22 protein-coding genes and 1 pseudogene are annotated in these 16,814 nt (G+C 62.7%); 1 reads left to right on the forward strand and 22 read right to left on the reverse strand.

Annotated features, from left to right (window positions below; genetic code table 11):
• The 21 genes and pseudogenes from KO516_RS21405 to KO516_RS21505 all read right to left on the reverse strand — a co-directional run.
• Window positions 1-261 (reverse strand): annotated as a pseudogene (locus KO516_RS21405) (hypothetical protein); the annotation flags it as partial.
• Window positions 261-929, reverse strand: a complete 669-nt coding sequence (locus tag KO516_RS21410) for a DUF6441 family protein (protein ID WP_216005821.1) — start codon at window positions 927-929, stop codon at window positions 261-263. The gene KO516_RS21410 and the pseudogene KO516_RS21405, both read right to left, overlap by 1 nt.
• Complete coding sequence (locus KO516_RS21415) at window positions 926-1,132, reverse strand: hypothetical protein (protein ID WP_216005822.1); 207 nt, start codon at window positions 1,130-1,132, stop codon at window positions 926-928. Before KO516_RS21415 ends, KO516_RS21410 begins: the two co-directional genes overlap by 4 nt.
• Window positions 1,133-1,149: 17 nt before the next feature.
• Entirely contained in the window at window positions 1,150-1,464 is a 315-nt protein-coding gene (locus KO516_RS21420) for a hypothetical protein (RefSeq protein WP_216005240.1), read from the reverse strand.
• Window positions 1,465-1,466: 2 nt separating this feature from the next.
• Window positions 1,467-1,802, reverse strand: coding sequence for a DUF2190 family protein (locus KO516_RS21425; RefSeq protein WP_216005823.1), 336 nt, complete (start codon window positions 1,800-1,802; stop codon window positions 1,467-1,469).
• A 73-nt stretch (window positions 1,803-1,875) separates the two neighbouring features.
• A complete protein-coding gene (locus tag KO516_RS21430) occupies window positions 1,876-3,885 on the reverse strand; it encodes a prohead protease/major capsid protein fusion protein (protein WP_216005824.1) in 2,010 nt (669 codons plus the stop codon).
• On the reverse strand, window positions 3,872-5,428 hold the full coding sequence (locus KO516_RS21435) for a phage portal protein (protein WP_216005825.1): 1,557 nt from the start codon (window positions 5,426-5,428) through the stop codon (window positions 3,872-3,874). Before KO516_RS21435 ends, KO516_RS21430 begins: the two co-directional genes overlap by 14 nt.
• Window positions 5,429-5,430: 2 nt before the next feature.
• A complete protein-coding gene (locus tag KO516_RS21440) occupies window positions 5,431-6,312 on the reverse strand; it encodes a hypothetical protein (protein ID WP_216005826.1) in 882 nt (293 codons plus the stop codon).
• Window positions 6,313-6,316: 4 nt separating this feature from the next.
• On the reverse strand, window positions 6,317-6,523 hold the full coding sequence (locus KO516_RS21445; protein WP_216005827.1) for a phage head-tail joining protein: 207 nt from the start codon (window positions 6,521-6,523) through the stop codon (window positions 6,317-6,319).
• Window positions 6,514-8,565, reverse strand: a complete 2,052-nt coding sequence (locus KO516_RS21450; RefSeq protein ID WP_252737783.1) for a phage terminase large subunit family protein — start codon at window positions 8,563-8,565, stop codon at window positions 6,514-6,516. Before KO516_RS21450 ends, KO516_RS21445 begins: the two co-directional genes overlap by 10 nt.
• Window positions 8,543-9,166, reverse strand: coding sequence for a hypothetical protein (locus tag KO516_RS21455; protein WP_216005828.1), 624 nt, complete (start codon window positions 9,164-9,166; stop codon window positions 8,543-8,545). Before KO516_RS21455 ends, KO516_RS21450 begins: the two co-directional genes overlap by 23 nt.
• A gap of 309 nt (window positions 9,167-9,475) precedes the next feature.
• Complete coding sequence (locus tag KO516_RS21460; protein ID WP_216005829.1) at window positions 9,476-10,141, reverse strand: hypothetical protein; 666 nt, start codon at window positions 10,139-10,141, stop codon at window positions 9,476-9,478.
• Window positions 10,142-10,606: 465 nt separating this feature from the next.
• Complete coding sequence (locus KO516_RS21465; RefSeq protein ID WP_216005830.1) at window positions 10,607-10,906, reverse strand: hypothetical protein; 300 nt, start codon at window positions 10,904-10,906, stop codon at window positions 10,607-10,609.
• Window positions 10,903-12,738: a phage/plasmid primase, P4 family gene (locus KO516_RS21470; RefSeq protein ID WP_216005831.1), complete on the reverse strand. Its 1,836-nt coding sequence runs from the start codon at window positions 12,736-12,738 to the stop codon at window positions 10,903-10,905. Before KO516_RS21470 ends, KO516_RS21465 begins: the two co-directional genes overlap by 4 nt.
• Window positions 12,735-13,007 carry a hypothetical protein gene (locus tag KO516_RS21475; protein ID WP_216005832.1) on the reverse strand — a complete coding sequence of 91 codons (273 nt, stop codon included), beginning with the start codon at window positions 13,005-13,007 and terminating at the stop codon, window positions 12,735-12,737. Before KO516_RS21475 ends, KO516_RS21470 begins: the two co-directional genes overlap by 4 nt.
• 213 nt (window positions 13,008-13,220) lie before the next feature.
• Window positions 13,221-13,589 (reverse strand): hypothetical protein, encoded by a 369-nt coding sequence (locus KO516_RS21480; RefSeq protein ID WP_216005833.1) that lies wholly within the window; start codon window positions 13,587-13,589, stop codon window positions 13,221-13,223.
• Entirely contained in the window at window positions 13,586-13,861 is a 276-nt protein-coding gene (locus KO516_RS21485) for a hypothetical protein (protein ID WP_216005834.1), read from the reverse strand. The genes KO516_RS21480 and KO516_RS21485 overlap by 4 nt, the downstream gene beginning before the upstream one ends.
• On the reverse strand, window positions 13,858-14,109 hold the full coding sequence (locus KO516_RS21490; protein ID WP_216005835.1) for a hypothetical protein: 252 nt from the start codon (window positions 14,107-14,109) through the stop codon (window positions 13,858-13,860). Before KO516_RS21490 ends, KO516_RS21485 begins: the two co-directional genes overlap by 4 nt.
• Window positions 14,109-14,372 carry a hypothetical protein gene (locus KO516_RS21495; RefSeq protein WP_216005836.1) on the reverse strand — a complete coding sequence of 88 codons (264 nt, stop codon included), beginning with the start codon at window positions 14,370-14,372 and terminating at the stop codon, window positions 14,109-14,111. The genes KO516_RS21490 and KO516_RS21495 overlap by 1 nt, the downstream gene beginning before the upstream one ends.
• A gap of 255 nt (window positions 14,373-14,627) precedes the next feature.
• Window positions 14,628-14,954, reverse strand: a complete 327-nt coding sequence (locus KO516_RS21500) for a hypothetical protein (RefSeq protein ID WP_216005837.1) — start codon at window positions 14,952-14,954, stop codon at window positions 14,628-14,630.
• A complete protein-coding gene (locus KO516_RS21505) occupies window positions 14,951-15,151 on the reverse strand; it encodes a hypothetical protein (protein ID WP_216005838.1) in 201 nt (66 codons plus the stop codon). The genes KO516_RS21500 and KO516_RS21505 overlap by 4 nt, the downstream gene beginning before the upstream one ends.
• Window positions 15,152-15,237: 86 nt before the next feature.
• On the opposite strand from KO516_RS21505, the gene KO516_RS21510 reads away from it, so the two are divergent.
• Window positions 15,238-15,885: a S24 family peptidase gene (locus tag KO516_RS21510; RefSeq protein ID WP_216005938.1), complete on the forward strand. Its 648-nt coding sequence runs from the start codon at window positions 15,238-15,240 to the stop codon at window positions 15,883-15,885.
• 177 nt (window positions 15,886-16,062) lie between these two features.
• Here the strand turns inward: KO516_RS21510 and KO516_RS21515 are convergent, their stop codons facing one another.
• Window positions 16,063-16,665, reverse strand: a complete 603-nt coding sequence (locus tag KO516_RS21515; RefSeq protein ID WP_216005839.1) for a hypothetical protein — start codon at window positions 16,663-16,665, stop codon at window positions 16,063-16,065.
• Window positions 16,666-16,814: the final 149 nt, after the last annotated feature.

Here is a 16,814-nt window from a genome sequence, read left to right on the forward strand (position 1 = left end):
CACCAGAGCAACATCCAGCGTATCCGCCCGCGCTGCTGCGGTTGATCCTCGCACAACAAGTTCACAGTCGATTTCGCGCGACCACTCACGGGTGCCAGCGCCAAGACGCACACCGTCTTCTTGCGGATCGCCGGGCACCAGATTGATCAATCCCTGATCGGGGCAGGAGACGGGCAAATCCTGCTCGCGCATCACGCTGGCGACATGGCCGTCGATCGCTACCAGCAGCGCCAAAACGGGGGATTCATGCGGACTGGGCATCAACGCAGCCTCCGCCGTGAAAGGGCGTTAAAGGCCGCGTCGATTTCAGAGGCAAGCCCGGACAATGCTGCTGCTTCGATTTTGGCGCTGTTCAATCGGCGGCGCAGACGAACCTGTGGCACCAGCCAGAACATCGGCACCGTATGTAAGCCATTACCGGTCCGGAGGGACTTCTTGTTCCGCGACAACGCGTAGCCACCCTTTTTCGCCGCACGCTGGTTATCGACCACCAGCAACGAGGTGCCGCCGCGCACATAGACAAAGCGCAACGGCCCATAGCGATGTTCAGGAAAATTCGCAGGACTGAGGCGATCTCCCTTAAGCCCCTTCTTCGGCGCGGAAGGCGTCGGGATTGCGAGATATTTGCTGTTTCCTGATCGGATCGTGACACCTTCATCGAACGCCGCCACCAGCTTCTCAGCCTTCGTGAACACATATGACGCGGCGTTCAGACTCGTATCACCCTTCGGATAGTTCTCCTGCTGCCAACTTTTTGACAGTCTCCGCCCAAGGCCACCTGCAATGACGTCTGCCCGCAGCGCATACTTGATGGCGGTCGCTTGGCTGTGGACCCCGCGCGTTACAGCAATCTTTGCGAGGGTCAGCTCATCGGCCATGAAATGCCGAAGATCGCCCACGAGCGCGGCGTCGATCCGGGCGCGGCTCATTCTTCTACCGGAGCCTCCGGTTCGGATCCAAGATCCGTATCGACCAGCGCGCCCTGTCCTCGCAGTTGGTCAGCGACCGAATCCGACACCTTTCCGGCCCATCCAGCAGGGAACACGCGCTTGCGGCCCGGCGCGGCGATGACCTCGGCAGTCATGCAGGTTTCGATCTCGACCGCGGTCGAGGCAGGGATCTTGCGGGGCATGGAAATCTCCTTCGAGGTCAGGCGGGGCGAACGTCGAGCGTCCAGATCAGGCGCTCGGCATCGGCCTCTGGCTCGCTTTGAATGACAAAGCTGTCGCCGCCACAGGCGAAGGCATCGCCTGGACGCGGGTTCGGCACCTGTGATTGGCGAACATCGAACAGGTCTGTCGAGACGTGCATCCGGACGCCCTGGAACTCGGCCACCTGATCCGGTGATCGTCGCACGGCGCGGCAATCGACCGGAACGCCGGTCGCCACCGGCGTCCAGATCGCATCCACCGCCAGGTCGCCATTCGCGAACAGGGTCAGCATGGCGGCGGAAAAGGCGGTCACGTTTAAAACGACCCGTTCAGGCGGACGCGCCCGGTGGTTTCGGTCGCGCCACCACCAACGGTCGCAAGCGCAACACCAACCAGAGTGTTGCCCGAGGCGGCGGTGGTCATGCGGTAATTGGTGTCATCCCAATACACCTTGGCGCCGACCGTCCACGCCTGCGACGGTGCCTTGGCAATGTCGATCACGCCGGTGGTCTTGAGCACCACATCAGCGCCGGACTCTGCGGCTGCCACGGCAACGCCGAACAGCGAACCGACAAGGGCACCGACACCGGACGTCAGGGCGCGGGGGGCGGGAACGGTGACGCTGTCGCCGTCCTGAACATAGTTTTTCATATCTCAGCTCTCCGAAAATGGGGGAAGATAGGGGCGCACCCGGCCAAAGCCGGGCCCGCGGGCCGGCACCGGATCAGGAACCGGCGTTCTTGTAGAGCGTGCGGAAGTCGAGCGGTGCCACACCCGCGTCGATGCGGACCTTCAGCTCGACACCATCCGTCGACCATGCGGTCTTTTCTTCCAGGTAGGGCTCCTGAACGCCATCGAGATAGGCCACCTCGATCGTGTCGTAGGCGTTCGGATCTGCGGCCAGGTACCAGCCCGTCGCCGAGGCGGCATCGAGGCGACCATCGACGATCAGCTGCGCCATCCCTGCCACCGGGTTCGATGCGTGGCCCTTGTTCGCGGTCGGGTCGACGGCGGACTGCAGCAGCTGGGCCGCGGCAACTTCCAGCGCAGCGGGCACGATCATGTATTTCGGCGTGATGTTCAGCGCCGGGCCGGTCGCGCTTTCTTTCTGGGTCCGCATCGCGGTCTTGCCTGCCGCCATTGTGGTGATCGACGGCACGGCGCCAGAGGCCGCAAGGTTGCCGTGATCGGCATGGAACAGCGCGGTACCGTCCGACATGGTCGGGTTCCCGGTCAGGATCGCGTAAGCGAGGTTTCCGATCGTGCGCTTGGCGGCGCGCCCCATCTTGCCCGGCAGGGTCGAGAACAGCGCCAGATCGTCGTTGATGATCGCCTGACGGGTGATCTTCAGCATCTTGCCGTAGGTCGCCAGCGTGATCATCTCGCCACGGTCGCCGATGGTGCCATAGGTGTATTCGCCGCCTTCGGCCACTTCAGGGAGGCTTTCAGCCAGACCCAGACCGACGCGCTTCGTTGCCTTGAAGTCGGTCAAGGTGCCGGTGCGTGTCCACATCTGGAACGTCTCCTCGGCTTCGTTCCAGCCCCGCAGCGCCGCTTTATGCGCCACGTTCGCCAGCACGTTCGCAAAGTCGCTGGTCGAATGCGCGCCCGACTGCACGAAGGCCAGGCCGACCATGTCACGACGATCGGACGGGGCGCGAACGCCCGCAACGGTCAGCGATTGACGCGCAAGCTCGGCCAGCGTCATGCCGGTGAACTCGTTGCGCTGGCCACCTTCCATGCCAGCACGGGCCATCAGGCCTTCGGCGGCACCCTGACGGAAGCGCTCCGTCGCGTCCTGCGTGACGCTGGCGCGCGGCCCGCCCACGCCTGCGGTGGCGGACTGCCCCGCCTGGGCGAAGGCTTCGATGGCCTGAGCACGGAATGCGTCGATGGTGGTGCCGTCATCGATGGCGCTCTGCACCAGCGTGTCGGTGGTGCCAAGCTGGGTTGCGGCCTGACGGATCTCGGCGATGCGTGCGCGTTCGTCCTGGGCAGCCTGCTGACGGATGGCGGCCTGATCGACCGGGGGCTGCGCCTGCGTGACGGCGCCAGTGATGGGTTCGGGCATGTTTGCCTCCTGCTTATGGTTTGCGGCTGGCGCCGCCTCGGTGGTTGCTGCAACCGGGGCCACTGCGGCTCCGGTCGGGGGGTGTTCATGGGGTTGAGCGGATTGCATCCGGGCGCCACGATCCGCGCCGCGCGGCACGGTCGAAATCTCAAACGGGCGCCACTGGGTGAAATACATCACCTCGGTGCGCTCCCCGTCTGCGCCCTGTTCGATCCGGAGTTCCTGCTCGACGGGTTCGAACCCCACGCTGACATTGCGTAGCGTACCTTCGACCACGCGCTGCCAGATCGGCTCGACCTCTTCGACCGACGAGAACCTAAGGCGGGCCTTGGCCGCGCCCTGTTCGATCCATGCATCTTCGATCGAACCGATAACCGACCGCGATCCCCACTCCATGTGGGAATCCAGCACCGACCCCTGCTCGATAAGGTACGCCAGATCGGCAGCCCCCTGTTCAAGCACGATTCGGGTCGGCATCCGCTGCACGACACCGTTGTGCTTGACCCAGTGGTGAACCAAGTCGCCGGTCGAGAACACCACCTCGACCGTGCGCGCAGCTTCATCGAGCGTCTGCAATCGCGCGCCCTGCGCCAGCTGACGCGGAGCCTCACGGGGGGGCGGCGCGGCGGGTGCTTGGGTGGTGGTCTGGTCAGTCTGCGGCATCGTCTGTTCCTTTCGATTGCGGCGCGCGTGACGCCTCCGGATCGGTGCCGGGCGAGATCCCGGCGTCCGCCAGCATTTCCTGCCAAGCACGCAACTCCTCGATCAGCTCTTCGGGGGTCTGGCCGGTGCGCTCGATGACCTCCTGCGGAGAGATCAGGTTGGCGTTGATCTGCATGATCGCGGCCGCCGCATCTTTCTGCGGATCGACCCACGGGCGCTTGGGCGGGGTCCATTGCGCGACGGGCGAGAATGGCAGGCGCAGATCACCGTTCACGCGGGCCGCTTCCATCACCCGTCGCCACGCCGGGCGTCCGCTTTGGGTGATCATCAGGTCCGCCTGCCAGATCTCGACCAGCCGCCCGAACTCAAGTTCACCGCCCCGCATCGAGGAATAGTTCGCCTGGCTCAAATCACCGGTCATCTGGAAATAGGTCGTGCCGATACCAGCCGCGATCGCATGCAGGCGCTCACGCATGTGCTCGGCCAACCCTTCGCTCGCGGGCGGGGCGTTGAAATCCACCCCCCAACCAGGACGCGCCTGCAGAACCATGCCCGGCTGCATTCGCTCAATCGGCGCGCCCGAGGCAGACCGCAGGGGTGCGCCGCTATCATCTTCGGCACCGGCCAGCGCCGGAACGCCACTGGGGTCGCCATCATCGTTGGCATTCGTGACCACCATCGAAATACAGGCTTCCAGTTTCTTGCGCACGATCTCGGCCTCGGCCAAATCCTCGGTGTCCCGCAGCGTGGTGGCTGACGGTGCCATCCAGGACACGCCGCGCACCTGCCCAGGGCGCAGCACCTCAAAGACATGATCGACAAAGGCAGCGGGCACGCGTTGCAGGTCGAAGGTAAACCCGCCTGGCAGATACCGCTCGCCCGGATGCCAGCGGTGCATGTGGTACGCCACGCGATGCCCCGCAGCGTCGAACTCGACGCCCTGCACGATCCGCCCGCCATTCGACAGCATTTCGGTTTTCTGGTGATCCAGCAGATCGCCTTCGACAATCGTTGCGCGCCAGAACAGCCTCCCATCTTGGGCGACAGGCGTCCAGATCCGCAACGCCTCGCCACCCTCGACCACAGCGCGCATCAGCAACCGCTGCTGGCCAAAGAAATCGATCTGCCCCTCAGGGTCGACGTTCTCGACAAAGCGTTCCCACTGGTCGCGGGTGATACGCGACACAGCCTCGCGCGCATCCTTGTCTTGGCTGACCGGCTTGGCACGAGGGCGGACCCCGGTTCCGGCGATATGCGTCGACAGCACCCGCACCGCGCGGCTCGCGTGGGGCGAGTTGCGCACAAGATCACGGGCCGAGGCGCGCAGGAACGGCAGCGCGCCTTGCAGCTCTGTCGTGGCCGATGTGTGCGGACGGGCCCATCCTGACATACGGCCACCGACGCGCGCGGCATCATAGGACTGTACCAGCTCGGCCTGCTTCGCGACCGCAGCCATGTTCAGTTCCGCTTGGGCGACACGCAGGCGCGCCTCTGCCCTCCGGGCCGTGAAGGCCGGGGCGATATGCGTCAGAATGTTTGCCATGATTAGGGCCTTTGCGCCTCAACGCGCTGGCCAGGCTTGCCAATGATGTGAGGGATCACAAAGCCCCGCCGCGTTTCAAACGACTCTGGCGCGATGCTGATGTGCCGCTCATGTGCGATAAAACCCTGCGCATCATCTCCGCGCTTATGCGAGGCCACCCAAGTCCAGTACGGCTCCATGTTTTTGTCAACGAGCCGCCAGTGGCCCACAACCCAATGGCCGCGTTTGCTCGTCTGTTCGCCGCAAAGAACGGTGCTGGACTGTCGGCTGGTGCCGGGACGGATCATCCGCACCCGATTGAAACTGTAGACGGGGCATCCGCGCTGCGCCTTCCGGCGGTTCAGAATTCTCTGATCCTGAGTGTCGGCGCGGGGGATGATCCGCTCGCAAGTGGCGCTTCTTGGCGAATTAATCAGTGCGCAAAAAATGGCGAAGCTAGAAATGCCCACTTCCATTGCAGCAAGGCGCTCGGGGTCTTCTAAAGAAGCTTCAAGGTTAGGCGGATTATAGAAACTCATGCCTACACCCCCCCGTTTGCGGACGTCTGAAATCTTAAAGCCACCCACAGAAAGCACTAACCCGCGATCACGCACATATATCGTCACATCATCGCCAGCACAGTGATAACCAGACTGGGGCGTCTCTAGCCAAAACTCATTCATCGGCACCCGGAGATTATCCATCGCTGCTTGGTGTTCGTCCGACGAAAGCGTCAGTACGAATGGCAGGGCACCATCATCATCGAAAACGAACCGCTCCACCATCGGATGCCACTGTGGCGAATGATTTTCCGCAGGCATTGAAAGCCTTGCGGCCAAATCACCCGCCCATTCATCACTGGGATGCCGATTCTTTATCAAGCGATCCGCGAGGCTCATTCCCATCCGTTTAACTCCTATACACCGCGCCGATCGACACGCCCACGGCAGGCACACCCGCCTGCGCGCGCTTCTGCGATCGGAAATAGGACAGCGCAGACAGCAGCTCTGTCTGGCCGCGATACTTCACCCGCTTCCCGTCATACTCGACTTCGAGCGTGCCCGAGGCCATGGCGGTCTCAAGCGCCTCGATTGCGCTGTCGTAATTCACTGCCATCCGCTTCCTCGGCCTCCCAGCCAATCGTCGCCCGGTGCCGCCGCACGGGGTTTAGGTTCAGGTTTCTTCGCCGTCTCAGCCGCGGGACCGGGCGTCACCGGCACTGCGGCCTCCGCATCGAACAAATCGGGCTGGGCGTCAGCCGGCGCGGCAGATCGCTCCGCATCCAGCAGTGCCCACTGCTCTGCCGTCATCGAGGTCCACCCCTTTCGGCGGGCTGCTGCCTCTGCGTAGATCATCGTATCGAGGCCTTCGTTCCGGCGCGTTGTCTCGGCCAGCTCCCACGAACTGGTGACCACACCGGTGCGGCCACGCTTCAGCACCCGGACTTCCGAGGTGATTTGCCGGAAATACTCGTCGCCCATCCCCACCGGGAAATGGACAAAGCCGCGCTCGACCGGATCATCCTTGCCAAGCCAGCCGTAGAAATCGGCCTTCATCTGGCTGACGTTCAGCATGAACGCGCGCTTTTGACGCCGCTTCGCCTTCCCGTCGGAGCGCCGCTCGAACTTCATGGGCAGCAGCACCGGGCCAGTCTGGCTGGTAGCCCCCTTGACCAGGATCACGCGGCTCCACGGATGCCGCTTGCCGAAGGCCCAGACATCGTCCGTGTAGGTGCCGACATCGATGGCCATCATGTCGAGCTGCAGGCGCAGGCCCCGCTCGGTACGCCAGGTCGTTTTGAGGACCGCATCCAGCGCCTCGCGCCCCTCTTGATCCCCGATGTGATGCGGGATCACCATGTAATCGACTGACCAGCGCCGATTGTCCGGGCCAAACGCAACGACATGCACCTCGGTGCGATCCAGCTGGCAATCGACGCCCGCCGTCAGGATCACGCCCCGCGCCGGCACGATGCCCCGCGGGCGCTGATCATCTTCGGCCGCATGTTCGACCCGATCGCGCAGCTTTTCCCAATCGGGGCCTTTGCTGGCTTGCTGGAACGGCAGTCCCAAAACATCGTTCCAGAACGTTTGCTCTGTTCCGGCCTCGACCTGTTCGCGGATCGCTTCCTCGGTTTCGCCCGAGACCGAGACACTGGCCCAGCCCATCACGCGCGCGTATTCGACACCGATCGATGCCCAGTCGCGCTGCGGCGCGTAGGCCCGCCATAGGTGAAAGCTGGGGTGGTCCCCGGCCTTGTTCTGCGGCACCCATTGCCCCGCGCCGACGATTCGCTCTTTGTCCGCGTGACCTATGACCCCGCCGCAGTCATCGCAGCTGAAGCAAGCGGCATGCAGGCGCTCGGGGTCGAGGTTGCGCAGAAAGTTCTCCCAGGTCAGCGGCGCCCGATGCCCACAGTGAGGGCACGGGACAAAATACAACCGCCGGTCGCCTCGGTCATATGCCTTGCTGATCCGGCATGTTCCCGCAATCTGCGGTGTGCTGACCCGCAAGATCTTGGCGTCTTCGAACCCCGACGCCCGGCTTCCTGCCAGCGCTTCGGGGTCGCCCTTCGGCGTCATCTCGAACTTGGCGAGGTCATCCAGGACCACAAGACGGCGCGAGGTGCCAGCAAGGTCATCCGGAGACCCCGCCGAGGTGATTTTCAATGAGCCGTTGCGGTTCAACGTCTCCTGATTGAACTTGGCGTCCTTGTTGTCACCTCCACGCCCATCGCCAAAAATCTTTCGCAGGCTCGGGGCCTGCCGCCGCATCGGCAACCATTTGTTGTCGACCCATTCTGTCGCGGCGCTGGTCGTGGGGTGCACGACAAGGCTATCGAGCGGTCCATACTCATGCCAGGCACCAACCACCGGATTGACGATCGAAACTGTCTTTCCCCACTGGGCGCTGCCCCGGATCGTTACATCCCGCGCCGGGTGCTCGGGGCTGAGCACTTCGTGGATCTCGCGCAGGAATGGAAACCGCTCAATCCGGAATGGTCCGGGCATCGGCGAGCGTTCGTCGAACTCGATATTCTCTTCACACCAGCGCGTGATGTCGGGCGGCGGCGGCGGGGCCATGGCCCCCGACATCGCGGCGAGCACGACCCGCTCCGCTGCCGCCAGATAACCCTCAGAAGTCCGCATCGCGCTCATCGTCCGACATTTCGGCAGCAGCGGCCTCTTCGGCGAGGCCATCAGAACGTTGCCCGCGATGAGCGCGCCATACATCCAGCAGGCAGCGCCGCACCTGAAGGTAATCGACACCTATCTCGTCCGCGACCCGCCGCGCGCCATCCCTCAGCATCGTCTCGACTTGAGCGATCTCTTTCGAGATCTGCCTGCGCACTTGCGCTTCGACGCTCGACGCAAGAACGAACCGCCCCGCATCCTCCGCATTCTGTCGCCTCAGCCGGCGGGCTTCTTCCTCGACCTTCTGCGTCCGCGCCAGTTCGTAGCGGTCAGGATCCCGCTGGGTGAGTGGGCTGGACTCGGCCGGGCGGGGCGCCTCGAGCGCGGTGGAGCCAGACGCGATGTCGCGCAGCGCCCGCTTCGTGTCAGCCCCGTTGCCCATCAGCTGGCCCGGATCGAGTCGGCCCGACAGTTTCTCGGCCACCTTGGACAGGTCGAAGCGACGGGCGCGACCGTCGCCGTCATAGCATCCCGCGAGCTGACCCTTCGAAACCATCTGGCTGATCCGGCCCTTGGAAAGGTTCAGCTTTCCCGCCAGCTCTGTCGTGGTCACCCGATCGCCCATGCCGCCTGTTCCATCGCCTCTCTAAACCGTCTCCGGTCCGCTAAACCTTTGTTTCGTTTAGGCTTTGTGGAACGTTTATCGCCGCAAAACCTCTGCGCTCTGCGCCCCCGTATACGTTCTCCCCCAGGAGGGACCCGCCGAGGATTTTTCAATGGGCGAGTTCGCCCTGAATTTCAGAGTGTAAATCTCTTGCCTTGCACGAATAGCGGCAGGGCGTGGCCAAGGGGCCAGAAACGCGCAACGCCCGGAGCATCTCTGCTCCGGGCGCGGCTCGGTTCGGTGGTAAGATGTCAACAGAGTGACATTTGGTCAAGAGACTTTCTTCCATGGACTGCGCGGCGGCATCTCATCGACCACCTCGAAGCCCGTCAGATCGCAGCGCATCTGGAACGTGCAGCGAAGCTCGAGAAGCGCGCCCCACCACCCGAGCCATGCCCGCCGCGCCCTCGCGATGTCAGCGGGCGTGGCCGTGAAGACGACGCGGCAAGCATATCCGTCCGACTGCCCGAGCAGATGCGCCGGCCAGCGGTCCAACCCATCCCAAAGCGACCGAGCCGCATACATGCCGTGCTTGCATCGCCGCCATTCGACCGGCTCGCAGCCCGGCACCATGTTGCGCCCCCAGTCCGGCCAGCATCCCGAACGCGCCATCTCCGCAATTGCCACGGCCATACCGCGCCCACCGCAACCCTCTGGCAGGCAAGACACAGCCGACGCCACCAGGTCTGCGTCTGGGTGCGGGTCGGATTGGCCCCCACCATCGATGCTGCAGCCAAGATCGCCACGTTTCATCAGGATGTATTCCATCCCCACACCCGGACGCACACCGGAGGTACTTCCCACCTCGTCAAAGTCCAACCCCACGCGCTCGACCTGAAAGGCCCACACCAGCAGATCCCATATCGAAACCGGCACCTTGCCTGCACGACCGGGCCGAACCTTGGCCACCGCAAACTGCTCATGGTTCATGTTCATTCCTGACTTCCTCAATATTTTGTTGATTTTCTATCTTCAATGACAAGATGTTGATCTGGGCGGAGGTAAGAGCGGCCCGAGCGGCTGGAAACCAGAGGGCAACGGCCCGACATGGTTTGAACACTACGAACCACAAACCCCTGAAAACTAAGTGTAATAGTGGCGGGTCACGGCCTGAACGGCCTGAACGGCCCGAGGGGCAGGGTAATACATGAGAGAGTAATCCCCCCCGACCCCCAATGCCTCGCGCGCATGCGTTACCTTGCATCTCGGGCCGTTCAGGCCGTTCAAGCCGATAGTGCAGGATAAGACATTGAAAACATGCAATCCCCCCGACCCCAACTCCAATTGCGTCGAGCCGTGAAGCATAGCGTTCGGGCCGGTCCGGCCGGTCAGATTTCCGAAGGAAGGTAAAGGGGTGCGGGGTGCTGAGGGCCATCTTGGGCTGGATTGCACCCCGCCGGGTCATGGATCGAGCCCTTCAGGCGGCAATGACCGCAACCAAGCATTGACCTCTGCAGCTGGGATCTCGCACAGCGATGCCGCTGCCTTTGGCGTGGCGCTCACGGCGACATGAACCGCATTCGCAGCGAGCTGGCGCGCACGGTGCAGCGCGGCGACGCAATCAGACTTTCGACCAAATATGGCCTTGCCGTCGATATAGCCCTGATCTTTCGCCTGGGCGACAAAGGCATCCAGCTCCGCCCGCGTCATGCCCGAATGGACATTGGCCATCCGCCAGGCATTTGGCTTCCAAACCGTCATCGCCAGCCACCGTCATCGTGGCTGCCAGACCCTGCCGCCGATGCAACAGGCCGTCCCTTGGCGTCTTTCGGGGCGTTGTCGAACGTACGCTTGAACGTGTCGACAAATCGAACGCCGCGATATCCGGTCGCGTCACGTTTCCCCGGACTATAGCTCTTGCCAGACCTCGGATCGCGGTAACGGCCCGCCAGTCCCTTGAACTTGAGCGACACGGTCCTGTCGCCCCACATGCCCTCGCCGCGCATGTCCAGCCAAAGATTGAACCCCTGGATGATCTCGCGGGCGTAAAGAAAGTCATCGGGGTCACCGGACACAAGACAGGCATCGCCGAGGAACGTCCCGATCGGGTCGCTGTCAGCGCGATATTCCTGCGTTGCGTCCAAAACCTGCTGGGGTTCTTGCAGGCCGCTTTCCAGATAGGACACCAGTCCTTCGGCCAGCCAGTTCAGAATGCCTGCCCGCTCTGACCACAGCTTTTCGCCAAGCTTCTCATCACGCTCTGCCGCTGGTATCTGCACATCGAATGGCACCAGCAGCACCCGGCGCCAAATCCCATCATCGGTGCCGCGGATATCGGGCTTGTGGTTACCGCTCATGGTCAGCTTGAAGAACGGGTGGGCCTCAATGAAATCCGAGTTCAACTGGCGCACCATGATCGGTTCGCCGCCGGTAACTTCCTTGATCATGCCCTCTTGCAGGCGCTCACCCTCATCTGGTTCGGACGTTCGCACCATTCGGGCGCTTATCAGCGGAAAGATGTCTGGTGTTGCATCGCCGCCCCCGCGCCTATTGCGGCCGGTGAAGGATTCAATCTTGGCCGTGTGCGAGTAATCGCCAAGCATCCGACCGATCAAATCCACCAGAACCGACTTGCCGTTGGCGCCCGCGCCATAGAAGAAAGCGAACTTCTGAATCTTCAGGCCGGTCATCGACAGCCCGAACCATCTCTGAAGAAACCCGCGCATCTCCACATTCGGCTGCACACGCTCAAGAAAGGTGTGAAAAGTCGGGCATTCAGCGTTCGGATCAAACGCCACCGGCATCATCTTCGTTACCAACTGTGGCGCATCGCGACCTTCGACCGGCACTTCACGCGCGTGAGGATCGAGACGAATGCCGGCTGTTCTCGAGAACCCGGAATCGCCGCCGCCGTCGACAGAAAAGCGCAGCAATCCGGATTCGGTATTTACCGTCAAAGGGTCGGCATTCAGATCTTCGACTTCCCGCGCCACCTCGACCGTCGCCTCGGTCAGCATCGCGTCGATCTTGGCCTTGTTCCCTGTAGATTTGGCAAAGGTGCGATGATCGCCCTTCATCTTTGCCCGCTGATCCTTGATCTTGCGGATCCAACCCAGTCGTTGCGTCAGATCTTCAATCTCGATTTCCTGATCTGTCGACAATGGGCCAGCTTCTTGCTGGGCGCGCAGCGCGGCCTCACGGGCGCGGAACCCGGCCTCCTTCGCCAGCTCCTGCTGCTGCCAGTCCTCAAGCACAAGGTGTGGTATTTCCTTGATGATGTGGTCCTGGACGGTTTGCGCATGGCGCCGGACGGAAATGTCATCAGCGTCCAGCCTCCACCGGCGGCCATCCCAGACATGCCAGCCGATCCGAGGAACGACCATCGCGGAATCTCCACAATAAAGCGCAAACCTCTTTCCGTTGCCGGTATCGTTAAGGGCGAAACGCGCGCCCTCACTGTGAAGGCCGCTATCGTCATCCACGGCAGGCGGCGGGGGCGCGTCATCATCGCTCGACCCATGGGTCGGCTCTGCCGAAGGCAAACCAGCGAACTCGTCATAGTCCGCACCGAGATCTTCCGGCTCGTTCGTCATACCTCACCACCCCCGGTCAGCTCGGGATTCCGGCGATGGTGCGAATAGGTCAGGAAATCCGGGCGCGTCTTGGGGTCGAGGTCACGCCATTCGATAAATAGCCGTTCGACACGGCTCTGGCGGGATTCTTCAATCTCGCGCAGACGGCGACCAAGGACCGCATGGGCCTCGCTGAATGCGTAGACCGATACCAGCTCCGATACGACATGCTGAACCTCTCGGTCCCGCGGAAGCGCATCCCGAATTGCAATCGTCCGATCTTCACCCATCGATGACACCCCCGTTCGCATCCTTGGATCGGAACGCGTCGACAATTCGTCGCATGGTTGCGATCTGCTTATGTGACGGCTTGAAGGCACCCGCCTTGCTCCGCTTCACCATCGAGGCGCAGAATGACCGCTCCCAATCAGTCAGATCGTGAGACCGAACGACAATCGGCATGTAATGCAGCAGCATATCTACTTCGCCAGAACCCGCTGATGTCATGCAGCCCTCTTCATGACCCGAGACAGGAAGGCTTCGCGCTCTTCCACAGTCATGCTCTGCCAAAGCATCGCAAAGATGCGCCGCTTGGCTTTGGGCGCGAATGGGCGCCTTTCGATCGCGGCCAACGCCGCCCCCCCATAAAGCTCAACCTCTACAGGCGTGGCGCATTCCACCCACAGCGCCGCATCGGCGCGCATGTCGCCGAAAATCTCGTACCGCGGCGCGCCACCTGCAACCGTATCAAGCGCCACACAAAGCGCGGCTCCCAGAAGGCTCTGGCCATTCGGAACCTTCTGGGCTTCCGCAATGGCCAGACGCAAATGCGCGAAAATCCGGTCTTCCGGTGTGAATTCCTGAGCGGTCATCGGCGCGCCCCCGCTGGCCGTAGGACGCGGTCGGCATAATACCGCGACATCACGCTCCACAGCGCCTCGCGTGCATCTCCAAAGGCAACCTCATCCGTCGCCGACAGAACCCGGAAAGCGACCTTGCGCAATTCGCCAAGACCCGAGTCCTCAGAGCAGGCCGCATAGGCGTCAGCCAGCGCCGTAATCCTGTCGACGCAAATCCGCATGCCTCCCCGGTGCAGGGCAAGGCAGGTCGCAGCATCAAGAAAATCTTCTCTGGTATTCTTCATCGCCAATCCTCCACCGCATCCGCCAGCGCGCGCAGCTGCCCCGCCAGTTCGTCTCGTTCAGCGGCGCTGTCACAAAATCCGTTCGTCAGAACCCGGCAGCCCGCGCCCATCTCAGGGGCAGGCGCGGTCCGAAGCGCCCACATCCGCGCGCCGCAGGCGCTCAGCATCAGCTCAAGATCGAGTTGCCCAAGAGGCAAACACCGACGGCGTGTAATCGCCAGGGGAGTTGCGCCGCCGGTGCTTGCCATCAGACGCCGTCCTCTGCTTCACAACGCGCATCGGTCACGATCGCATCCAGCAGCGCCGGAACCGACAGGTTGAGCCGCGCCGCTTCGTCCTTCAGCCACGCAATGTTGCGGGTCGATTTGGCGGGCACCTTCAGCGCGCGACCGCAGACGATGCCCTCACGCCGGGCGATCGCCCGCGCGTAATTCGCGGTACATCCGGCTGCCTCCGCCACGGCGAAGCTGCTCCGATTTGGATCCCTTTCGAACTCGGCGATGATCGCCAATCTCAGTGCGCCATGTGCCATGTCACAACCCCGAAAAAGCCCCCGGCGCGCAAGACACCGGGGGAAGGTCCAACAGGGATGCGCGGGTTGCCCGCCGCGCCGGGATCAAAAAGGGCGCGCAGGGCTGGCCAGCCTCTGGGGAGGAGATCGGCTGACCAGGGGACAACACCCCGCGCGCCAGGTGGCGGGGGGCCTTGACCCCCGCCGAACAAGCCCGGACAGGCCGGGCATTCGTGGATTCCAACGCGGCGACCTTCATGCAGCCCTCCGCTGATCTGCCGCCACGCGGGCGGCGAGGTGTTCCATGAAACCGGGCCGTTCAAGCACCGCGATCATTACCTTGTCGGCGGTCGGGCGCGTGCTCGCGTTCCACCAGTTCCAAGCGCTGCTATTACGCACGCCAAAGAACACGGCGACAGCCTCGGGGTTGCGGAACTCCGCCCGCAACCAGTCCGACCAGATCTCGGCCGCGATGACTTGCATCCGGTAGCGGTCCAGACTCTTGGACCGGGACGCGAGTCCAGCGGACGATTCAGGCTCGGAGCATGGATTCGACACCACCAGTTTCAGATGATTGTTCATGCGGCGTCCTCCGCCGGAGGGTTGGCCTCGATGTACGCCTTCAGGCGGTCAACGCGAACCACGGTCGGGCTGGATTTGCCCGCCTGCCACGATTCCCATTCCCGCCAGCCCGCGCCGATGGCCTCTCGCAAAACCCACTGCGGCTTGCGGTTCACAGAGGCCGCGTAGGCCTCGACATATGCGATCAACTCTTCCATGCGGCCAGTTATGGGAAAAGATTACCACATCCACAAGGGAATTTATTCCCGTCGCGCAAACTCACTCAAAGTGGGAATGTATACCCATGAGTAGCGACCCCTTCATCAATGGCTTGAAAGCAATCTTTGCCGCCAACCCTTCCCTCAAACCCGCTAGGGTTTCAAAAGAGGCTGGCCTAAGCCAGTCAGCTATTCGGAAGCTGTTTGAGAACGACGGATCGTCCCCGACCCTGCGCAGCGCTCGGTTGATAGCCGCCGTTTTGGGCATGACTTTTGAAGAGGTCGTTGCGCAAAGCGGTGATGCACCTCTCAACATTCGCCCCACCATCGCAATCGCGGGCAAGGTCGGCGCCGGGGCGCAGGTGCCGGTCTTCGACGCCTATGCCAAGGGCGACGGCCCCCAGGTCGAATGCCCGCCCGGCCTGTCACCGCACGGCGTGGTCGCGGTCGAAGTCGAAGGTGACAGCATGGAACCGATGTTCAGCGCGGGCGATCTGCTGTTCTACACCCGCGACAGCCACGACGGCGTTCCCGCCGACGTCATCGGACACCGCTGCGTGGTCGAGGATGAAGACGGCATGGGCTGGGTCAAACAGGTCAAGGCAGGCGACGAACCCGGCCTGTTCCACCTGATTTCCCTGAACCCCGGCGCCAACACCATGTGGAACAAAAAGCTGAAATGGGCCGCGCGCGTGCGGCTGGCATGGCCTGCCGAACTGGCGAGGAAGGCTTGACCCCGCAAAAGGAGAGAGAAATGCCTGAGAAGACTGGCAAGCCGACATCGCTCAAAGATGGCGCATCGCCGAAGCCGATCACGCACAGCGCAAGCCCAAGAGGCACCACCCCTCCTGGGGCAAGCGCTTCGCCGAGCAAAATGTCTGGCACCTCGAACCCTCCGCCGAAGAAGTAACTTACTTCATTCGGATATTGACCCGAGCGACCTGGCTTGCTGGGACGTAGGTCATTCTAGTGCCCATGTGTTCGTCTTTGATGCCGGTACGCTGCTCTTCAGTGCCGTCGCTCAGCTCCTCCTCTTCCACGACCAGCACGACCGAGCCATCTCCACCCAGGTACAGCCCGCCCCAAGGCGCATCATGATATCTTGATCGGTCGTTCATGTATAGAATCCTGCCGCCGACAGTGTGAACCGATATCTGGCCAACGCAATGATCGGTTTGGACAATGCCGGACCATGCGCCATGGACACCGTCATCGCGATGCACTCTGGCGCTCCCTACACACCAAAGCCACCCTTTCCGCCCCCACTTCCGCCATAGTCCGGCACTTAGCAGGCTGATCACGAATGCAGCGATGAAGCTGACGACCGGACCGAACCGCTCAAGAAGAACGAACGCCAGCATGGCGAGGGATGCGAACGCGAGAGAGATGAACACCGCATCCGTTGTCGCGTGATCACGCCGGAGCCCGGCATAAGCCGTGACATACCCCAAATATCCAGCGCCGAGAGCTGTCTGCAAAGACAGTGAAAGATCAAAGAATTCCGTGGTCAGCATCTGACACCTCCTCAAATGGACCTAGCACGGATTTCGGGGGGTTGCGCGATCACCGTTTGACCGCTTACCCCACGCCCGCGGCCACCCACAGCCCGGCCCCGCGCCGGGCTTTTTGCTGTGCGCCGAACCCTCCGGCGCACCCACCCCTA

It is taken from the genome of Citreicella sp. C3M06, assembly GCF_018860705.1.
In the GTDB taxonomy this organism is placed as follows: domain Bacteria; phylum Pseudomonadota; class Alphaproteobacteria; order Rhodobacterales; family Rhodobacteraceae; genus Salipiger.

Bases quoted from the DNA above. Each gene is read 5' to 3' on its own strand.
- KO516_RS21515 (WP_216005839.1), bottom strand. From the start codon at position 16,665: ATGCTGACCACGGAATTCTTTGATCTTTCACTGTCTTTGCAGACAGCT.
- KO516_RS21455 (WP_216005828.1), bottom strand. From the start codon at position 9,166: ATGGGCGATCGGGTGACCACGACAGAGCTGGCGGGAAAGCTGAACCTT.
- KO516_RS21460 (WP_216005829.1), bottom strand. From the start codon at position 10,141: ATGAACATGAACCATGAGCAGTTTGCGGTGGCCAAGGTTCGGCCCGGT.
- KO516_RS21480 (WP_216005833.1), bottom strand. From the start codon at position 13,589: ATGACCGCTCAGGAATTCACACCGGAAGACCGGATTTTCGCGCATTTG.
- KO516_RS21410 (WP_216005821.1), bottom strand. From the start codon at position 929: ATGAGCCGCGCCCGGATCGACGCCGCGCTCGTGGGCGATCTTCGGCAT.
- KO516_RS21475 (WP_216005832.1), bottom strand. From the start codon at position 13,007: ATGGGTGAAGATCGGACGATTGCAATTCGGGATGCGCTTCCGCGGGAC.
- KO516_RS21500 (WP_216005837.1), bottom strand. From the start codon at position 14,954: ATGAACAATCATCTGAAACTGGTGGTGTCGAATCCATGCTCCGAGCCT.
- KO516_RS21430 (WP_216005824.1), bottom strand. From the start codon at position 3,885: ATGCCGCAGACTGACCAGACCACCACCCAAGCACCCGCCGCGCCGCCC.
- KO516_RS21450 (WP_252737783.1), bottom strand. From the start codon at position 8,565: ATGAGCGCGATGCGGACTTCTGAGGGTTATCTGGCGGCAGCGGAGCGG.
- KO516_RS21440 (WP_216005826.1), bottom strand. From the start codon at position 6,312: ATGGGAATGAGCCTCGCGGATCGCTTGATAAAGAATCGGCATCCCAGT.
- KO516_RS21415 (WP_216005822.1), bottom strand. From the start codon at position 1,132: ATGCCCCGCAAGATCCCTGCCTCGACCGCGGTCGAGATCGAAACCTGC.
- KO516_RS21425 (WP_216005823.1), bottom strand. From the start codon at position 1,802: ATGAAAAACTATGTTCAGGACGGCGACAGCGTCACCGTTCCCGCCCCC.
- KO516_RS21505 (WP_216005838.1), bottom strand. From the start codon at position 15,151: ATGGAAGAGTTGATCGCATATGTCGAGGCCTACGCGGCCTCTGTGAAC.
- KO516_RS21465 (WP_216005830.1), bottom strand. From the start codon at position 10,906: ATGACGGTTTGGAAGCCAAATGCCTGGCGGATGGCCAATGTCCATTCG.
- KO516_RS21445 (WP_216005827.1), bottom strand. From the start codon at position 6,523: ATGGCAGTGAATTACGACAGCGCAATCGAGGCGCTTGAGACCGCCATG.
- KO516_RS21435 (WP_216005825.1), bottom strand. From the start codon at position 5,428: ATGGCAAACATTCTGACGCATATCGCCCCGGCCTTCACGGCCCGGAGG.
- KO516_RS21510 (WP_216005938.1), top strand. From the start codon at position 15,238: ATGAGTAGCGACCCCTTCATCAATGGCTTGAAAGCAATCTTTGCCGCC.
- KO516_RS21470 (WP_216005831.1), bottom strand. From the start codon at position 12,738: ATGACGAACGAGCCGGAAGATCTCGGTGCGGACTATGACGAGTTCGCT.
- KO516_RS21490 (WP_216005835.1), bottom strand. From the start codon at position 14,109: ATGGCAAGCACCGGCGGCGCAACTCCCCTGGCGATTACACGCCGTCGG.
- KO516_RS21485 (WP_216005834.1), bottom strand. From the start codon at position 13,861: ATGAAGAATACCAGAGAAGATTTTCTTGATGCTGCGACCTGCCTTGCC.